12 protein-coding genes are annotated in these 14,527 nt (G+C 66.2%); 6 read left to right on the top strand and 6 right to left on the bottom strand.

Features of this window, described 5'->3' with window-relative positions:
- Window positions 1-72 precede the first annotated feature (72 nt).
- The 4 genes from J8I33_RS16970 to J8I33_RS16955 all read right to left on the bottom strand — a co-directional run bounded on the left by J8I33_RS16970 (window position 73) and on the right by J8I33_RS16955 (window position 3,405).
- Window positions 73-636 (bottom strand): Tautomerase enzyme, encoded by a 564-nt coding sequence (locus tag J8I33_RS16970; RefSeq protein WP_209938252.1) that lies wholly within the window; start codon window positions 634-636, stop codon window positions 73-75.
- A 149-nt stretch (window positions 637-785) separates the two neighbouring features.
- Window positions 786-1,778 (bottom strand): helix-turn-helix domain-containing protein, encoded by a 993-nt coding sequence (locus J8I33_RS16965; protein WP_050011344.1) that lies wholly within the window; start codon window positions 1,776-1,778, stop codon window positions 786-788.
- 169 nt (window positions 1,779-1,947) lie between these two features.
- Window positions 1,948-2,247, bottom strand: a complete 300-nt coding sequence (locus J8I33_RS16960; protein WP_124593241.1) for a hypothetical protein — start codon at window positions 2,245-2,247, stop codon at window positions 1,948-1,950.
- 399 nt (window positions 2,248-2,646) lie between these two features.
- Window positions 2,647-3,405 (bottom strand): TIGR00730 family Rossman fold protein, encoded by a 759-nt coding sequence (locus tag J8I33_RS16955; protein WP_050011342.1) that lies wholly within the window; start codon window positions 3,403-3,405, stop codon window positions 2,647-2,649.
- 1 nt (window position 3,406) lies between these two features.
- On the opposite strand from J8I33_RS16955, the gene polA reads away from it, so the two are divergent.
- From polA to J8I33_RS16940, 3 genes are all read left to right on the top strand, one after another.
- Entirely contained in the window at window positions 3,407-6,160 is a 2,754-nt protein-coding gene (gene polA / locus J8I33_RS16950; protein WP_050011341.1) for a DNA polymerase I, read from the top strand.
- A gap of 278 nt (window positions 6,161-6,438) precedes the next feature.
- A complete protein-coding gene (locus tag J8I33_RS16945; RefSeq protein WP_050011340.1) occupies window positions 6,439-7,773 on the top strand; it encodes an NAD(P)/FAD-dependent oxidoreductase in 1,335 nt (444 codons plus the stop codon).
- A 299-nt stretch (window positions 7,774-8,072) separates the two neighbouring features.
- The gene (locus J8I33_RS16940) at window positions 8,073-8,948 is read left to right on the top strand and encodes a dienelactone hydrolase family protein (RefSeq protein WP_050011339.1); all 876 of its coding nucleotides are present in this window, start codon (window positions 8,073-8,075) and stop codon (window positions 8,946-8,948) included.
- A gap of 54 nt (window positions 8,949-9,002) precedes the next feature.
- On the opposite strand, the gene J8I33_RS16935 is transcribed toward J8I33_RS16940, so the two are convergent.
- Together J8I33_RS16935 and J8I33_RS16930 are read right to left on the bottom strand one after the other, a co-directional pair.
- The gene (locus J8I33_RS16935) at window positions 9,003-9,872 is read right to left on the bottom strand and encodes a sulfurtransferase (RefSeq protein ID WP_209938250.1); all 870 of its coding nucleotides are present in this window, start codon (window positions 9,870-9,872) and stop codon (window positions 9,003-9,005) included.
- Between the two features lie 117 nt (window positions 9,873-9,989).
- Window positions 9,990-11,096 carry an aromatic ring-hydroxylating dioxygenase subunit alpha gene (locus J8I33_RS16930; protein WP_050011337.1) on the bottom strand — a complete coding sequence of 369 codons (1,107 nt, stop codon included), beginning with the start codon at window positions 11,094-11,096 and terminating at the stop codon, window positions 9,990-9,992.
- Between the two features lie 269 nt (window positions 11,097-11,365).
- Between J8I33_RS16930 and J8I33_RS16925 the strand changes: the two genes are divergently transcribed.
- The 3 genes from J8I33_RS16925 (at window position 11,366) to dxs (ending at window position 14,526) form a co-directional block, all read left to right on the top strand.
- Window positions 11,366-11,659, top strand: coding sequence for an exodeoxyribonuclease VII small subunit (locus tag J8I33_RS16925; RefSeq protein ID WP_006479428.1), 294 nt, complete (start codon window positions 11,366-11,368; stop codon window positions 11,657-11,659).
- A complete protein-coding gene (locus J8I33_RS16920; protein WP_209938248.1) occupies window positions 11,656-12,540 on the top strand; it encodes a polyprenyl synthetase family protein in 885 nt (294 codons plus the stop codon). The genes J8I33_RS16925 and J8I33_RS16920 overlap by 4 nt, the downstream gene beginning before the upstream one ends.
- 81 nt (window positions 12,541-12,621) lie before the next feature.
- Window positions 12,622-14,526, top strand: coding sequence for a 1-deoxy-D-xylulose-5-phosphate synthase (dxs, locus tag J8I33_RS16915; RefSeq protein WP_050011335.1), 1,905 nt, complete (start codon window positions 12,622-12,624; stop codon window positions 14,524-14,526).
- Window position 14,527: the final 1 nt, after the last annotated feature.

Here is a 14,527-nt window from a genome sequence, read left to right as displayed (position 1 = left end):
CGTGCGCCGCAGATGCCCGCATCACCTGAAGCCGGGTTCGGGCATCGGGAGGCGGTACGCGCTCGCCGAGCATCAGTTCGCGAGCTCGGCGGTGCGAGCGAGCGACAGGTCTTGATGCGTCTCGCGCATCGCGGCGAGTGCGGCTTCGAGCATCGCGATCGCATCCGTGCGCCGCTTGATCGCCAGCCGCTGTTCTCCGAGCGCCCGCAGCGGTGCGCCGCCGAAATAGTCCATGATGTCGGGCAGGCGGCGCACGACGCCGCGGCTGCCCCAACAGCCGTCGTCGATTTCCGATGGAAAGACCCACACACGCGCCGCGATGGTGGCGATCGGCACGCCTTCCGCGCGAGCCACAGCGGCGGTCACGTCCGCAATCAGCCCAGCACGCGCGGCGTCCGTGTACTGCCCTTCCGGCACGGTCGGCACGATCCGATAGATCGGCGCGGGCGCGACCGCCCCGGCGCGATACACGGCCGCCGGCCGATGGACGAAGATCCATGTCACGTCCCGCACGCGCGGATTGTCGGGATCGAGTCCCTCGTGGCGGATCAGCGTGTCCGTCAGTTCTTCCATCAGTTGTGCTTCGGCATCCGGTGCGAGCGCGCCTTCGGGAATGTATACGTCGATCATCGGCATGATGGTGTCCTGGTTCGGTGGAGAGGGTGCCGCTCCGAGGCGGGGCGACGTGAATCCAGTGTACGAACCTCATGCTGACGCGCAGAGTGGCGAAACTGCCATTCGACGATGCCATTTCCGCCATCGTTTCCGATGCCGGTTGCGCGAGGTTAGGGCGTGAAGCGACGGCGATATTCGCCGGGGGAGATGCCGGTCTCGCGCTTGAACAATTGCCGAAAGCCGCTGATGTCCGCGTAGCCGACGCGCTCGCAGACCGTGTCGATCGCGAGCTTCGTTTCCGCGAGCAGCCGCTTCGCGACTTCGATCCTGAGTGTCTGCAGATACCTGAGCGGCGGCGCGCCCACGGCGTCTCTGAAGCGGCGGTGGAGCGAGCGTTCGCTCATCGCGACGTGATCGCTCAGCCGGGCGAGGCTGAAGGGTTCCCGCAGGTGCTTTTCCATCCAGCGCTGGGCGCGCGCGATGGTTGGATCGTCGTGCCCGCGATGGCCCATCCGGTCGAGGTCGATGAACGAATCCTGCGAGACGCGGTTCATGTCGATCAGCATGAGCCTGGCGACCGACGCGGCAAGGCGCGCATTCGCCAGTTTGTCGATGAGTCGCAGCGCGAGATTCTGGTACGAGGTGACGGCGCCGCCGCACAGGATGCCGTCCTGCTCGGTCAGGATGTCCGACGCACGCAGCGCTACGTCCGGATAGCGTGCGCGGAAGCTCGATGCTTTCGACCAGTGCGTCGTGGCAAGGCGGCCGTCGAGCAGGCCGGCCTCCGCGAGCAGGAATGTGCCGGTGCAGTACGTCGCGATCAGCGTGCCGCGTGCGTGTTGCCGGCGCAGCGCGTCGAACAGTGGCGCGAGCGTTGCGGGCCGATCGAGCAGCCGCTCGAGATCCGCGACGAACGGGCTGGTCAGCCAGATCGCGTCGGCGGGACTGCTGCCGTCGATCGCGCCATCGACCGGGATGATCAGGCCGGAGGTCGTTCGCACCGGCCGTCCGCCAATCGATTCGACGCGCCAGCGAAACGGTGCGCTCGTGCGGCCCTGCGAAGTCGTCGAGGCGAGATGGTTGGCCGCCGCGAGCATGTCAGTCGGCGCGGCGACGCCGGATGCAAGGGCCTGATCGACGACCCAGATTCGGATGAGCGGCATGAGTGGCGGAAATGGCCTCGGAGAAGGGCGATACTACCACCCGGTGCCGAGCGATTTCGCGGGTCGTCAGGCCGTCGATTCATGCGGTCGGCGCTCGACGATCAAAAGGCCGCCCGGCGCCGAAGCGCCCGGGCGGCCTTGCGTGCATCGAGCGACCGCGCCGTGCCGGTCAGCACTCGCCTTTCTTCGCATGTCCCGGCGGGCAGTGATAGCCGCGGCGATCGTCACGGCCGCGATAGCGCTGGTGATCCTCCCACTCGCGGCGTTCCCAGTAGCGGCGGCCGTCCCAGTAGCGGTCGCCATGCCAGCCGATAATGATCGCGGGCGCCGGGGCGACCACGACGGGCGCGGGCGCGACGACGACCGGTGCGGGCGTGCCGATGTTGACGTCGACGTTGACGGCGTGGGCGAGGCCGGACAGCGAAAGGCCGAGGCCGGCGAAGGCAAGGGCGATCAGCGAGCGTTGCATGTTCTTTTCCGTGAGGTCGTTATAAGAGGCCGGCGCGACACGATGGAAGCGAGGGGGACCGTTCCACCGGGGGGAACGCCGCGCCGACACAATGCAGTGTGCTGGTACGCGACGAAAAAGGCGAGGCGTGTTTGTTACGGCGGATTGGCGGCCGGCAGGCGCATGGGAGCGGATACCACGCCGAACCGTTTGACAATGGCGGGCTGCGGGCAGGGCGGGCCGCGCTGTGTCGCACGGCGCCGGCTGCGCGAATTTGACATTCGGCGGCGCGCGGCTGCGGCGCGGGATTAACAGCGCGTTACAAAGTGACACACGGCAGGTGGCGGGATCGCCACGCGTGCCGTGCGGGAAGCCGTCCGCCGTCCGCCGGCCGTCGGGCCGGTGGACGTCACGGATGGATTACAGATAGAACATCCGGTCTTCTTCGGGGCGCGGCGGATGGCCGTCTTCGTCCGAACCTTCTTCCTCGCCGCTGTCCTCGTAGAACGCGAGCACCGCGTCGAGCACCTGGTCGGGGTCGTCGATCACCTGCATCAGATCCATGTCTTCCGGATTGATCAGGCCCATCGGAATCAGTTGATCGCGGAACCATTGCAGCAGCCCCTTCCAGAACTCGCTGCCGACGAGGATGATCGGCACGAGGCGCGATTTTTTCGTCTGGATCAGCGTGAGCACTTCGGACAGCTCGTCGAGCGTGCCGAAGCCGCCTGGCATCACGATCACCGCATCCGAATTCTTCACGAACGTGACCTTGCGCGTGAAGAAGTGGCGGAAGCGCAGCGAGATGTCCTGATAGTGGTTGCCGGCCTGCTCGTGCGGCAGCTCGATGTTCAGGCCGACCGACGGCGCCTTGCCGGCGTGCGCACCCTTGTTCGCGGCTTCCATGATGCCGGGGCCGCCGCCGGAGATCACCGCGAAGCCGGCGTCCGACAGCTTGCGCGCGATCTGCGCGGCGAGCTTGTAGTGCGGCGTGTCGGGTTTGAGGCGGGCAGAACCGTAGATGCTGACAGCCGGGCGGATCTCCGACAGGTACTCGGTCGCCTCGATAAACTCTGCCATAATCGTGAACATCTGCCACGATGCGCGCGCCTTCTTGGCCGTCGCGCGCTCTTGATCTGCGAGCGAACGCAGACTCGGAATCACTTTTCTCTTGTTCATAATGCCTGAAGAACGAAATCTGGAAGGTAAGACCCTGCTATTGGTTGACGGTTCGAGCTATCTGTATCGGGCTTACCATGCGATGCCTGATTTGCGTGGCCCTGGCGGGGAGCCGACCGGAGCGCTCTACGGAATCATCAACATGCTGCGCCGTATGCGCAAGGAAGTCAGTGCAGAGTATAGCGCTTGCGTGTTCGATGCAAAGGGCAAGACGTTCCGCGACGACCTTTATGCCGACTATAAGGCAAACCGTCCGTCGATGCCGCCCGACCTCGCGTTGCAGGTCGAGCCGATCCACGGCGCGGTGCGCGCGCTCGGCTGGCCGCTGCTGATGGTCGAAGGCGTCGAGGCCGACGACGTGATCGGCACGCTCGCGCGCGAAGCCGAACGGCACGGGATGAACGTGATCGTGTCGACGGGCGACAAGGATCTCGCGCAGCTCGTGACCGACCGCGTCACGCTCGTCAACACGATGACCAACGAGACGCTCGACCGCGACGGTGTGCTCGCGAAGTTCGGCGTGCCGCCCGAGCGCATCATCGACTACCTCGCGCTGATCGGCGACACCGTCGACAACGTGCCGGGCGTCGAGAAATGCGGGCCGAAGACGGCCGTGAAATGGCTGTCGCAATACGACAGCCTCGATGGCGTCATCGAACACGCGGCCGACATCAAGGGCGTGGTTGGCGACAACCTGCGCCGCGCGCTCGACTTCCTGCCGCTCGGCCGCAAGCTCGTGACGGTCGACACCGCGTGCGATCTCGCACCGCATCTCGACTCGATCGAAGCGTCGCTGAAGAGCGACGGCGAGGCGCGCGACCTGCTGCGCGACATCTTCGCGCGCTACGGCTTCAAGACCTGGCTGCGCGAAGTCGAGAGCGCACCGGCCGAAGGCGGCGGCGCCGACGCGCCGGAAGGCGAGCCGGCTCCGGTGATCGCAGCCGACGTCGTGCGCGAATACGACACGATCCAGACTTGGGAACAGTTCGATGCGTGGTTCGCGAAGATCGACGCGGCCGCGCTGACCGCGTTCGACACCGAGACGACCGCGCTCGATCCGATGCTCGCGCGGCTCGTCGGCCTGTCGTTCTCGATCGAGCCGGGCAAGGCGGCCTACCTGCCGGTCGCGCACCGCGGCCCCGACATGCCCGAGCAGCTTCCGCTCGACGAAGTGCTCGCGCGCCTGAAGCCGTGGCTCGAATCGGCCGATCGCAAGAAGGTCGGCCAGCACCTGAAGTACGACGCACAGGTGCTCGCGAACTACGACATCGCGCTGAACGGCATCGAGCACGACACGCTGCTCGAATCGTACGTACTCGAATCGCACCGCACGCACGACATGGACAGCCTCGCGCTGCGGCATCTCGGCGTCAAGACGATCAAGTACGAGGACGTGGCCGGCAAGGGCGCGAAGCAAATCGGTTTCGACGAAGTGGCGCTTGAGCAGGCCGCCGCGTATGCAGCCGAAGATGCGGACATCACGCTGCAGCTTCACCAGGCGCTGTATCCGCAGGTCGCGCGCGAGCCGGGCCTCGAGCGCGTGTACCGCGAGATCGAGATGCCGGTGTCGCTCGTGCTGCGCAAGATGGAGCGCACCGGCGTGCTGATCGACGACGTACTGCTGCAGGCGCAAAGCACCGAAATCGCGACGCGCCTGATCGAACTCGAGGGCGAGGCGTACGAACTGGCGGGCGGCGAATTCAATCTCGGCTCGCCGAAGCAGATCGGGCAGATCTTCTTCGAGAAGCTGCAGTTGCCGGTCGTGAAGAAGACGCCGAGCGGCGCGCCGTCGACCGACGAGGAAGTGCTGCAGAAGCTCGCCGAGGACTACCCGTTGCCGAAGCTGCTGCTCGAGCATCGCGGGCTGTCGAAGCTGAAGTCGACCTATACCGACAAGCTGCCGCGGATGGTGAACCCCAGCACCGGCCGCGTGCACACGAATTATGCGCAGGCAGTCGCGGTGACGGGCCGCCTTGCGTCGAACGACCCCAATCTTCAGAACATTCCGGTGCGCACGGCCGAAGGCCGGCGCATCCGCGAGGCGTTCATCGCGTCGCCGGGCCACCGGATCGTGTCGGCCGACTATTCGCAGATCGAACTGCGGATCATGGCGCACATCTCGGGCGACGCGTCGCTGCTGCGCGCGTTCTCGCAAGGCGAGGACATCCACCGCGCGACGGCCGCCGAGGTGTTCGGCGTGACGCCGCTGGAGGTCAATTCCGACCAGCGCCGGATTGCGAAGGTGATCAACTTCGGGCTCATCTACGGGATGAGCGCGTTCGGGCTCGCATCGAATCTCGGCATCACGCGCGACGCGGCGAAGCTCTATATCGACCGCTATTTCACGCGCTATCCGGGCGTCGCGCAGTACATGGAAGACACGCGCGCGATCGCGAAGGAGAAGGGCTACGTCGAAACCGTGTTCGGTCGCCGCCTGTGGCTGCCGGAGATCAACGGCGGCAACGGTCCGCGCCGCCAGGCGGCCGAGCGCGCGGCCATCAATGCACCGATGCAGGGCACGGCGGCCGACCTGATCAAGCTGTCGATGATCGCGGTGGACGACTGGCTCACGCGCGACCGGCTTGCGTCGCGGATGATCATGCAGGTGCACGATGAACTGGTGCTCGAGGTGCCCGACAGCGAGCTGTCGCTCGTGCGCGAGAAACTGCCGGAAATGATGTGCGGCGTCGCGAAGCTGAAGGTGCCGCTGGTCGCCGAAGTGGGCGCCGGCGCGAACTGGGAAGAGGCACACTGACGCACCCCGTGCGATTCCCCGCTTCCCGCGGCATATTGTTGCAGGGATGCCAAATATCGAGATGGTTTGCTTGTGGTCAACGCGCAAGCTCCCGGACAATGCATGTCAGTCATGTCATTGACGCGGGGCGGCGCGCTCCGCGTGCCGGATCGGTCGCATCGTAGTGCTTTGAACTGCACATCGATGATGTCCGAACCGGTTAATCCACCGGGCGGCGCGCGTGCATCGCGTTTGCTTCATCCGGCGGCAGCCGTTTCGACTCGCAAAGGGGGAATCAGATGCATCGGATCATCATCGTAGGCGGAGGCGCGGGCGGCCTGGAACTGGCGACGCGGCTCGGCGACCGTTACGGTGCGCGCGGCAATCGTCCCGCGCGTGCGCTCGTCACGCTCGTCGACCGCAATCCGACTCACATCTGGAAACCGCTGCTGCACGAGGTCGCGGCCGGCAGCATGGACCCGTTCACGCAGGAACTCGAATATGCGGCGCAGGCGCGCTGGCACGGCTTCGAGTTCCAGCAGGGCGAGTTGACCGGGCTCGACCGCGCGGCGAAGCGCGTGACGCTGTCGCCGCTCAACGACAGCGACGGCGAGGAACTGTTGCCGGCGCGCGAGCTGGAATACGACACGCTCGTGATCGCGATCGGCAGCACGACCCACTTCTTTGGCGTGCAGGGCGCGCCGGAAAACGCGATCGCACTCGACACGGTCGGGGAGGCCGAACGCTTCCGCAAGCGGCTGATCGCGGCATGCATGCGCGCCGAGCACCAGGCACCGGCGCCCACCGTGCCCGGCGAGTCGGCCGAGCCGCGTATCCAGGTCGTGATCGTCGGCGGCGGCGCGACGGGCGTCGAGCTGTCCGCGGAGCTGCGCAATACCGCGCAGGTGCTGTCCGTGTACGGGCTGCACAAGCTCGATCCGCGCCATGACGTCGGCATCGTGCTGATCGAGTCGGGGCCGCGGATCCTGCCGGCACTGCAGGAGCGCGTGTCGACGGCGACGGCCGAACTGCTCGAAAAGCTCGGCGTGCGGCTGATGCTCGGCGAGCGCGTGACCGAGGTGGCGCCCGGGCTCGTGCATACCGCGAGCGGCAAGGCGGTGCGCGCGGACCTGACGGTCTGGGCGGCCGGCATCAAGGCGCCGTCCGTGCTGTCGCACCTCGACGGCCTTCAGGTCAACAAGCTCGGTCAGCTCGACGTGCGCCGCACACTGCAGACCTTCACCGACGACAACGTGTTCGCACTCGGCGATTGTGCGGCCTGTGCATGGCCGGGCAACGAACGCAACGTGCCGCCGCGCGCGCAGGCGGCGCACCAACAGGCGAGTTTCCTGCTCAAGGCGATCGGTTGCCGGCTCGAAGGGCGCCCGCAGCCGGAGTTCACGTATCGCGATTTCGGTTCGCTCGTATCGCTCGGTCACTTCAGCGCGGTCGGCAACCTGATGGGCGGGCTGATCGGCGGCAACATGCTGATCGAAGGGCTGTTCGCACGCTTCATGTACATGTCGCTGTACCGGCTGCACATCGCGGCGCTGCACGGTTATCCGCGGATGATGCTCGACACGGTCGCGCACTGGCTGCGGCGCACGACGCTGCCGCGCGTCAAGCTGCACTGATCGCGTCGTCGCGCGGAGCGGGCGGGGAATGCGCATGTCGTGCGTGTTCGCCGCCCGTTTTTCTTTTCGATTCGCGAGGATTCGGTCGCGCGCCGAAGCGCGAGACGTGCCGCCGCGCGTCGTAATCGAGTCTTACACATCCGACAGTTGACGCGACAACGGATTATTGGGCATCTTGTCCGGGTTTTCGTTTGCGGCGGGGTGCCAACCGCCGCGACTTCCGCGCCGCGCGCCGGTGCGATGCCCCGTCATGCCGTATCCGCGATCGTGACGGCGGCGCCCAATCGAGGAGTGCATTCATGTTGAAACCCGAAGTCGACAGCCTGGTCCCCCACGTCCCGTTTTCGCGCCGCAAGTTCATGCAGGCTGCGCTCGGCGGCACCTTCGCGGCGGCCGTGCTGCCCGTGTCGGCGCAGACGGTCACGACCGACAGCGCCGGGCTGGACGTCGACACCATCGAGATCCGCTCGGGCGATGCGAGTATTCCGGCGTATCGCGCCCAGCCGATCGACAAGACGAACCTGCCGGTCGTGATCGTGATCCACGAGATCTTCGGCGTCCACGCGCATATCGCCGACGTGTGCCGGCGCTTCGCGAAGCTCGGCTATCTCGCGATCGCGCCCGACCTGTTCGCCAGGCAGGGCAATGCGGCGAAGTATCCGACGATGAAGGAGCTGTACGACCACATCATCAGCAAGGTGCCGGACCGGCAGGTGACGGAGGATCTCGATGCGACCGCCGCATGGGCCGGCAAGAACGGCGGCGACCTGTCGCGTCTCGGCGTGACGGGGTTCTGCTGGGGTGGCCGCCAGGCATGGCTGTATGCGGAACACAATCCGCACGTGTTGGCCGCCGTCGCGTGGTACGGGTTCGTCGAAGGCAAGACCGACGAGATGACGCCGTTCAATCCGGTCGACCATGCGTCGTTGCTGAAGGTGCCGGTGCTCGGGCTGTATGGCGAGAAGGATCAGAACATCACGCAGGCGTCGCTCGCGGACATGCGCAAGGCGATCCAGGCGAGCGACTCGAAGCGCGCGCGCGAATCGGAGATCGTCGTGTATCCGGATGCCGGTCACGCGTTCTTCGCCGACTACCGGCCGAGTTACGTGAAGGGCGATGCCGAGGACGGCTGGAAGCGCGCGATCGAATGGTTCCACAAGTACGGCGTGATGTAAGCGACGAGCGGCGGCAATGGCCGCCGCATCATCGTCGTCGCGCCGCGCGGGTGCTCAAGGATTCGGGCCGGTCGCGATCGGCCGCGACGGATCGGCGCTCCATTCGCTCCACGAGCCCGGGTACAGCGACGCGCCGTGCAGGCCGGCCACTTCCAGCGCCAGCGCGTTGTGGCATGCGGTGACGCCGGAGCCGCATTGCAGGATCACGCGGTTCGGCTCGGTGCCGGCCAGCACGGTGGTGAATGCCTCGCGCAATTCATGGCCGGTCTTGAAGCGGCCGTCGGCGGTCAGGTTGTCCTTGAAGAAGCGGTTGCGCGCGCCCGGAATGTGCCCGCCCACCCGATCGATCGTTTCGTTTTCGCCGCGATAGCGATCCGGTGCGCGGGCATCGATCACGACGCGCGCGGGCGACGACACGTTCGCGAGCACGGCCGCCGCATCGACGGTCGATTCGAGCGGCGTGGCCGAGCGGAAGTCGCCGGCGGCCGGGTGCGGCACGTCGGTCGCCAGCGGCTGGCCGGCCGCTTCCCAGGCCTGCAGGCCGCCATCGAGCACGGCGACCGAATCGTGGCCGAGCCAGCGCAGCAGCCACCACAGGCGCGCCGCATAGGCGCCGCCTTGCGCGTCGTACGCGACGACCTGCTGACCCTGCTTGAGGCCGCGGCTGGCGAGCAGCGTCGCGAGCGCGTCGCGGGTCGGCAGCGGATGGCGGCCGTTGGTGCCCGTCTTGCGGCCTGACAGGTCGCGATCGAGATGAAGATAGTGCGCGCCGGGGAGGTGACCGGCCGCGTAGGCGGCTTCGCCGGCGCCGGGATCGGCGAGATCGAAGCGGCAGTCGAACAGCGCGACGCTGCCGGGCGCCGCGGCCAGGCGCTCGGCGAGATTGGCGGCGGAGATGAGCGTGGTGTAATGAGTGTGTGGCATGACGACTCCCTGGAGTGCAAATGGCCTGACACTCCAAGTCTAAACAAAAAAAGACGGGCCGAAGCCCGTCTTTTCGTCTGCCGGATGCCGCGCGGCGTCAACGCGCCGCAGCCGCTGTCAGAGGCCGCCGAGGTGGCGGCGCAGGAACTCGTGGAAGTGCTGCATCCCGTCTTCCATCGGGCTCTGGTACGGGCCGACCTGCGACTCGCCACGGGCCATCAGCGCACGGCGGCCCGCGTCCATCCGCATCGCGATCTCGTCGTCCTCGACGGCCGTTTCCATATAGGCGGCACGCTCGGCCTCGACGAATTCGCGTTCGAACAGCGCGATTTCCTCGGGGTAATAGAACTCGACGATGTTGGTCGTCTTCTGCGGCCCGCGCGGAATCAGCCACGACACGACCAGCACGTGCGGATACCACTCGATCATCAGGCCCGGGTAGTAGACCATCCAGATCGCGCCGAACTCCGGCGGCACGCCGTTGCGGAACTTCAGCACCTGCTCGTGCCATTTCTGGTAAGTCGTGCTGCCCGGTTTCGCGAGGGCGTTGTGCACGCCGACCGTCTGCACGCTGTACCAGTCGCCGAACTCCCATTTGAGATCGTCGCACGACACGAAGCTGCCGAGGCCGGGGTGGAACGGGACGACGTGGTAATCCTCGAGGTAGACCTCGATGAACGTCTTCCAGTTGTAGTCGCACTCGTGCACTTCGACGTGATCGAACTGGTACTCGGCGAAGTCGAAGTGATGCTTCGTGCCGAGGTTCGCGAGATCGCGCGCGACGTTGCGGCCCTCGGCCTCGAACAGCAGCCCCTGCCAGTTCTGCAGCGGGCTCTTGCCGAGGTTCAGGCACGGCTTGTCGGGGAAGTGCGGCGCGCCGAGCAACTGGCCTTCGAGGTCGTACGTCCAGCGGTGCAGCGGACACACGATGTTCTGCGCATGGCCGCGCCCGTTGAGCATGATCGCCTGCCGGTGGCGGCACACGTTCGACAGCAGCTCGATCTGGTTCGTCTGGTTGCGGACCAGCACGCGGCCTTCCTTCTCGGACGGCAGCGCAAAATAGTCTCCCGCCTCGGGCACCATCAACTCGTGCCCGACGTAACGAGGACCTTTCTTGAAGAGGGTTTCGATCTCGCGCTCGAGTAGCGCCTCATCGAAATATGCAGTGACTGGAAGCTGGCTGTGGGCCGACTTCAACTGAAGCGCATCGCTCAGATTGGACATTCCCACTCCCGGTGTTAGCGTGAAAGCAGTGAACAACCCAACCATCGAAAAATCGATTTAGGGAAACGGACAATTATACCCGGTTCGCCCCGCAAGGCTAGGATTAAGTGCCTGATTTGTGTCAATTTTTTGTCGGGCGACCGTCCCAAGGCGCACACTGTGCGTCGTAGATGGGGCCGGAATTGTGCGCGGGCGCCCACGACGGCAGGTCGGAAAATTCTCTTTTGCCGTAGAATGTCCGACTTGTTTTGAAATTTGACACCTCGTCCATGGCGAAAACCGCATCCCCAGGCGCCACGCCGCCCGGCAACGGCACCGAACCGTTGCCGGACAATTACGAGATGGCGCTCGCGGAACTCGAGACGCTGGTTGCCCGGATGGAAGGCGGCGCGTTGAGCCTCGAGGATTCGCTGGCGGCGTATCGCCGCGGTGCGACCCTCGTTGCGTTTTGCCAACAGCAGCTCGAGAAAGTGGAGCAGCAGGTTCGCGTGCTCGACGGCGCGACGCTGAAGCCGCTTTCGTCCGGAACGGCCGCCACGGACGGCGAAGACGACGATCTATGACATTCGAACAATGGATGCGGTCCGTGCTTGACCGTGTCGAGGACGCACTCGGCCACTATCTGCCGACTGAAACCGCGACGCCCGCGAAACTTCACGAGGCGATGCGCTATGCGGTCCTCGGTGGCGGCAAACGCGTTCGCCCGCTGCTGTGCCATGCAGCAGGCGAACTGACCGGCGCGACCGAAGCGGCGCGCAACGCGGCGGCGGCGGCGCTGGAGATGATCCACGTCTACTCGCTCGTGCACGACGACATGCCGTGCATGGACGACGACGCGCTGCGTCGCGGCAAGCCGACCGTGCACGTACAGTACGACGAACCGACGGCGCTGCTGGTCGGCGACGCGCTGCAGTCGCAGGCGTTCGTCGCGCTGACCGACGCCGATGCGCTGTCGCCGGTGCAGCAAGCGGCGCTGGTGCGCGAGCTGGCGCTCGCGAGCGGCTCGATCGGCATGGCCGGCGGGCAGGCGATCGACCTGGCGAGCGTCGGCCTGAAGCTGACGCGCGAACAGCTCGAGACGATGCACCGGATGAAGACGGGCGCTTTGCTGCGCGCGGCCGTGCGGATGGGCGCGCTGGCCGGCGAGACGCCGTCGGCGGAAACGATGGCCGCGCTGGATGTTTACGCGGGCGCCGTGGGCCTGGCCTTTCAGGTCGTCGACGACATTCTCGACGTCACGACCGATTCGGCGACGCTCGGCAAGACGGCCGGCAAGGACGCGGCGAACGACAAGCCGACCTATGTATCGATCCTCGGTCTCGAGGCGTCGCGCGAGCTGGCAGCGCAGCTGCGCGCCGAAGCGCACGACGCGCTGAAACCGTTCGGCGCACGCGCACAGCGTCTCGCCGAACTTGCCGACCTGGTAGTGAACCGGGTCAGCTGACGCGAAAGCCCGCCGCCGCGCACACGCTACGGTGCGTGCAAAAGAATGCGGGCGCGTTTGATTTCCTACAATGGAACGACGATGTACGACTTGCTGAAAACCATCGACGACCCGGCGGATTTGCGCCGCCTCGATCGTCGCCAACTGCAACCGCTCGCGGATGAACTGCGCGCGTTCGTGCTCGACAGCGTGTCGAAGACGGGCGGCCATTTGTCGTCCAACCTCGGGACGGTCGAGCTGACGATCGCGTTGCACTACGTGTTCAACACGCCGAACGATCGCATCGTCTGGGACGTGGGTCACCAGACCTACCCGCACAAGATCCTGACGGGCCGCCGCGACCAGATGCACTCGCTGCGTCAGCAGGACGGCATCTCGGGTTTCCCGCGCCGTTCGGAGTCGGAATACGACACGTTCGGCACCGCGCACTCGAGCACGTCGATCTCGGCCGCGCTCGGGATGGCGATCGGCAGCCAGCTGAATGGCGACGACCGCTTCTCGATCGCCGTGATCGGCGACGGCGCGATGACGGCCGGCATGGCGTTCGAGGCGATGAACAACGCGGGCGTGTCGGAAGATGCGAAAGTGCTCGTGATCCTGAACGACAACGACATGTCGATCTCGCCGCCGGTCGGCGCGCTGAATCGCCATCTCGCGCGCCTGATGTCGGGCCGCTTCTATGCGGCCGCGCGCGCGGGCGTCGAGCGCGTGCTGAGCGTGGCGCCGCCGGTGCTCGAACTCGCGCGCAAGCTCGAGGAGCACGCGAAGGGCATGGTCGTGCCGGCCACGCTGTTCGAGGAATTCGGCTTCAACTACATCGGCCCGATCGACGGTCACGATCTCGATTCGCTGATCCCGACGCTGCAGAACATCCGCGAACTGCGCGGCCCGCAGTTCCTGCACGTGGTGACGAAGAAAGGCCAGGGCTACAAGCTCGCCGAAGCCGATCCCGTGCTCTATCACGGCCCCGGCAAGTTCAATCCGGCCGAAGGCATCAAGCCGTCGACCACGCCTGCGAAGAAGACGTACACGCAGGTGTTCGGCGAGTGGCTGTGCGACGAAGCCGAGCGCGATACGCGCGTGGTCGGCATCACGCCCGCGATGCGCGAAGGCTCGGGCATGGTCGAATTCGAGAAGCGCTTCAAGGATCGCTACTACGACGTCGGCATCGCCGAGCAGCATGCGGTGACGTTCGCCGGCGGTCTTGCGACCGAAGGGCTGAAGCCCGTCGTCGCGATCTACTCGACGTTCCTGCAACGTGCGTACGACCAGCTGATCCACGACGTCGCGCTGCAGAACCTGCCGGTCGTGTTCGCGATCGACCGCGCGGGCCTCGTCGGCGCGGACGGCGCGACGCATGCGGGCGCGTACGATCTCGCGTTCATGCGCTGCATCCCGAACATGACGATCATGGCCGCATCCGACGAGAACGAATGCCGCCAGATGCTGCACACGGCGCTGCAGCAGCCGAACCCGACCGCGGTGCGCTATCCGCGCGGCGCGGGCACGGGCGTGGCGACGGTGAAGGAATTCACCGAGATCCCGCTCGGCAAGGGCGAAGTGCGGCGCCGCACGTCGCAGCCGGAAGGCAAGCGCGTCGCGATCCTCGCGTTCGGCACGATGGTGGCGCCGTCGCTCGCCGCTGCCGAGGAGCTCGATGCAACGGTCGCGAACATGCGCTTCGTGAAGCCGATCGACGCGGCGCTCGTGCGCGAGCTCGCCGAAACGCACGACTACGTCGTCACGGTCGAGGAAGGCTGCGTGATGGGTGGCGCGGGCTCGGCCTGCGTCGAAGCCCTGATGGAGAGTGGGGTTATCCGACCCGTACTACAATTGGGCCTCCCTGACCTGTTCATCGATCATGGCGACCCCGCGAAGCTGCTGTCGCAATGCGGCCTCGACGGCGCGGGCATCGCGAAATCGATTCGCGAACGCTTTCTGAATCCGGCGGCCGATGTCGCCGGTCAGGCGAAGCGCGTCGCGTAAG

The sequence above is a fragment of the Burkholderia sp. AcTa6-5 genome (genome assembly GCF_017815075.1).
Taxonomy (GTDB): Bacteria; Pseudomonadota; Gammaproteobacteria; order Burkholderiales; family Burkholderiaceae; genus Burkholderia; species Burkholderia sola.
This window is presented reverse-complemented; position numbering and strand designations above follow the sequence as displayed.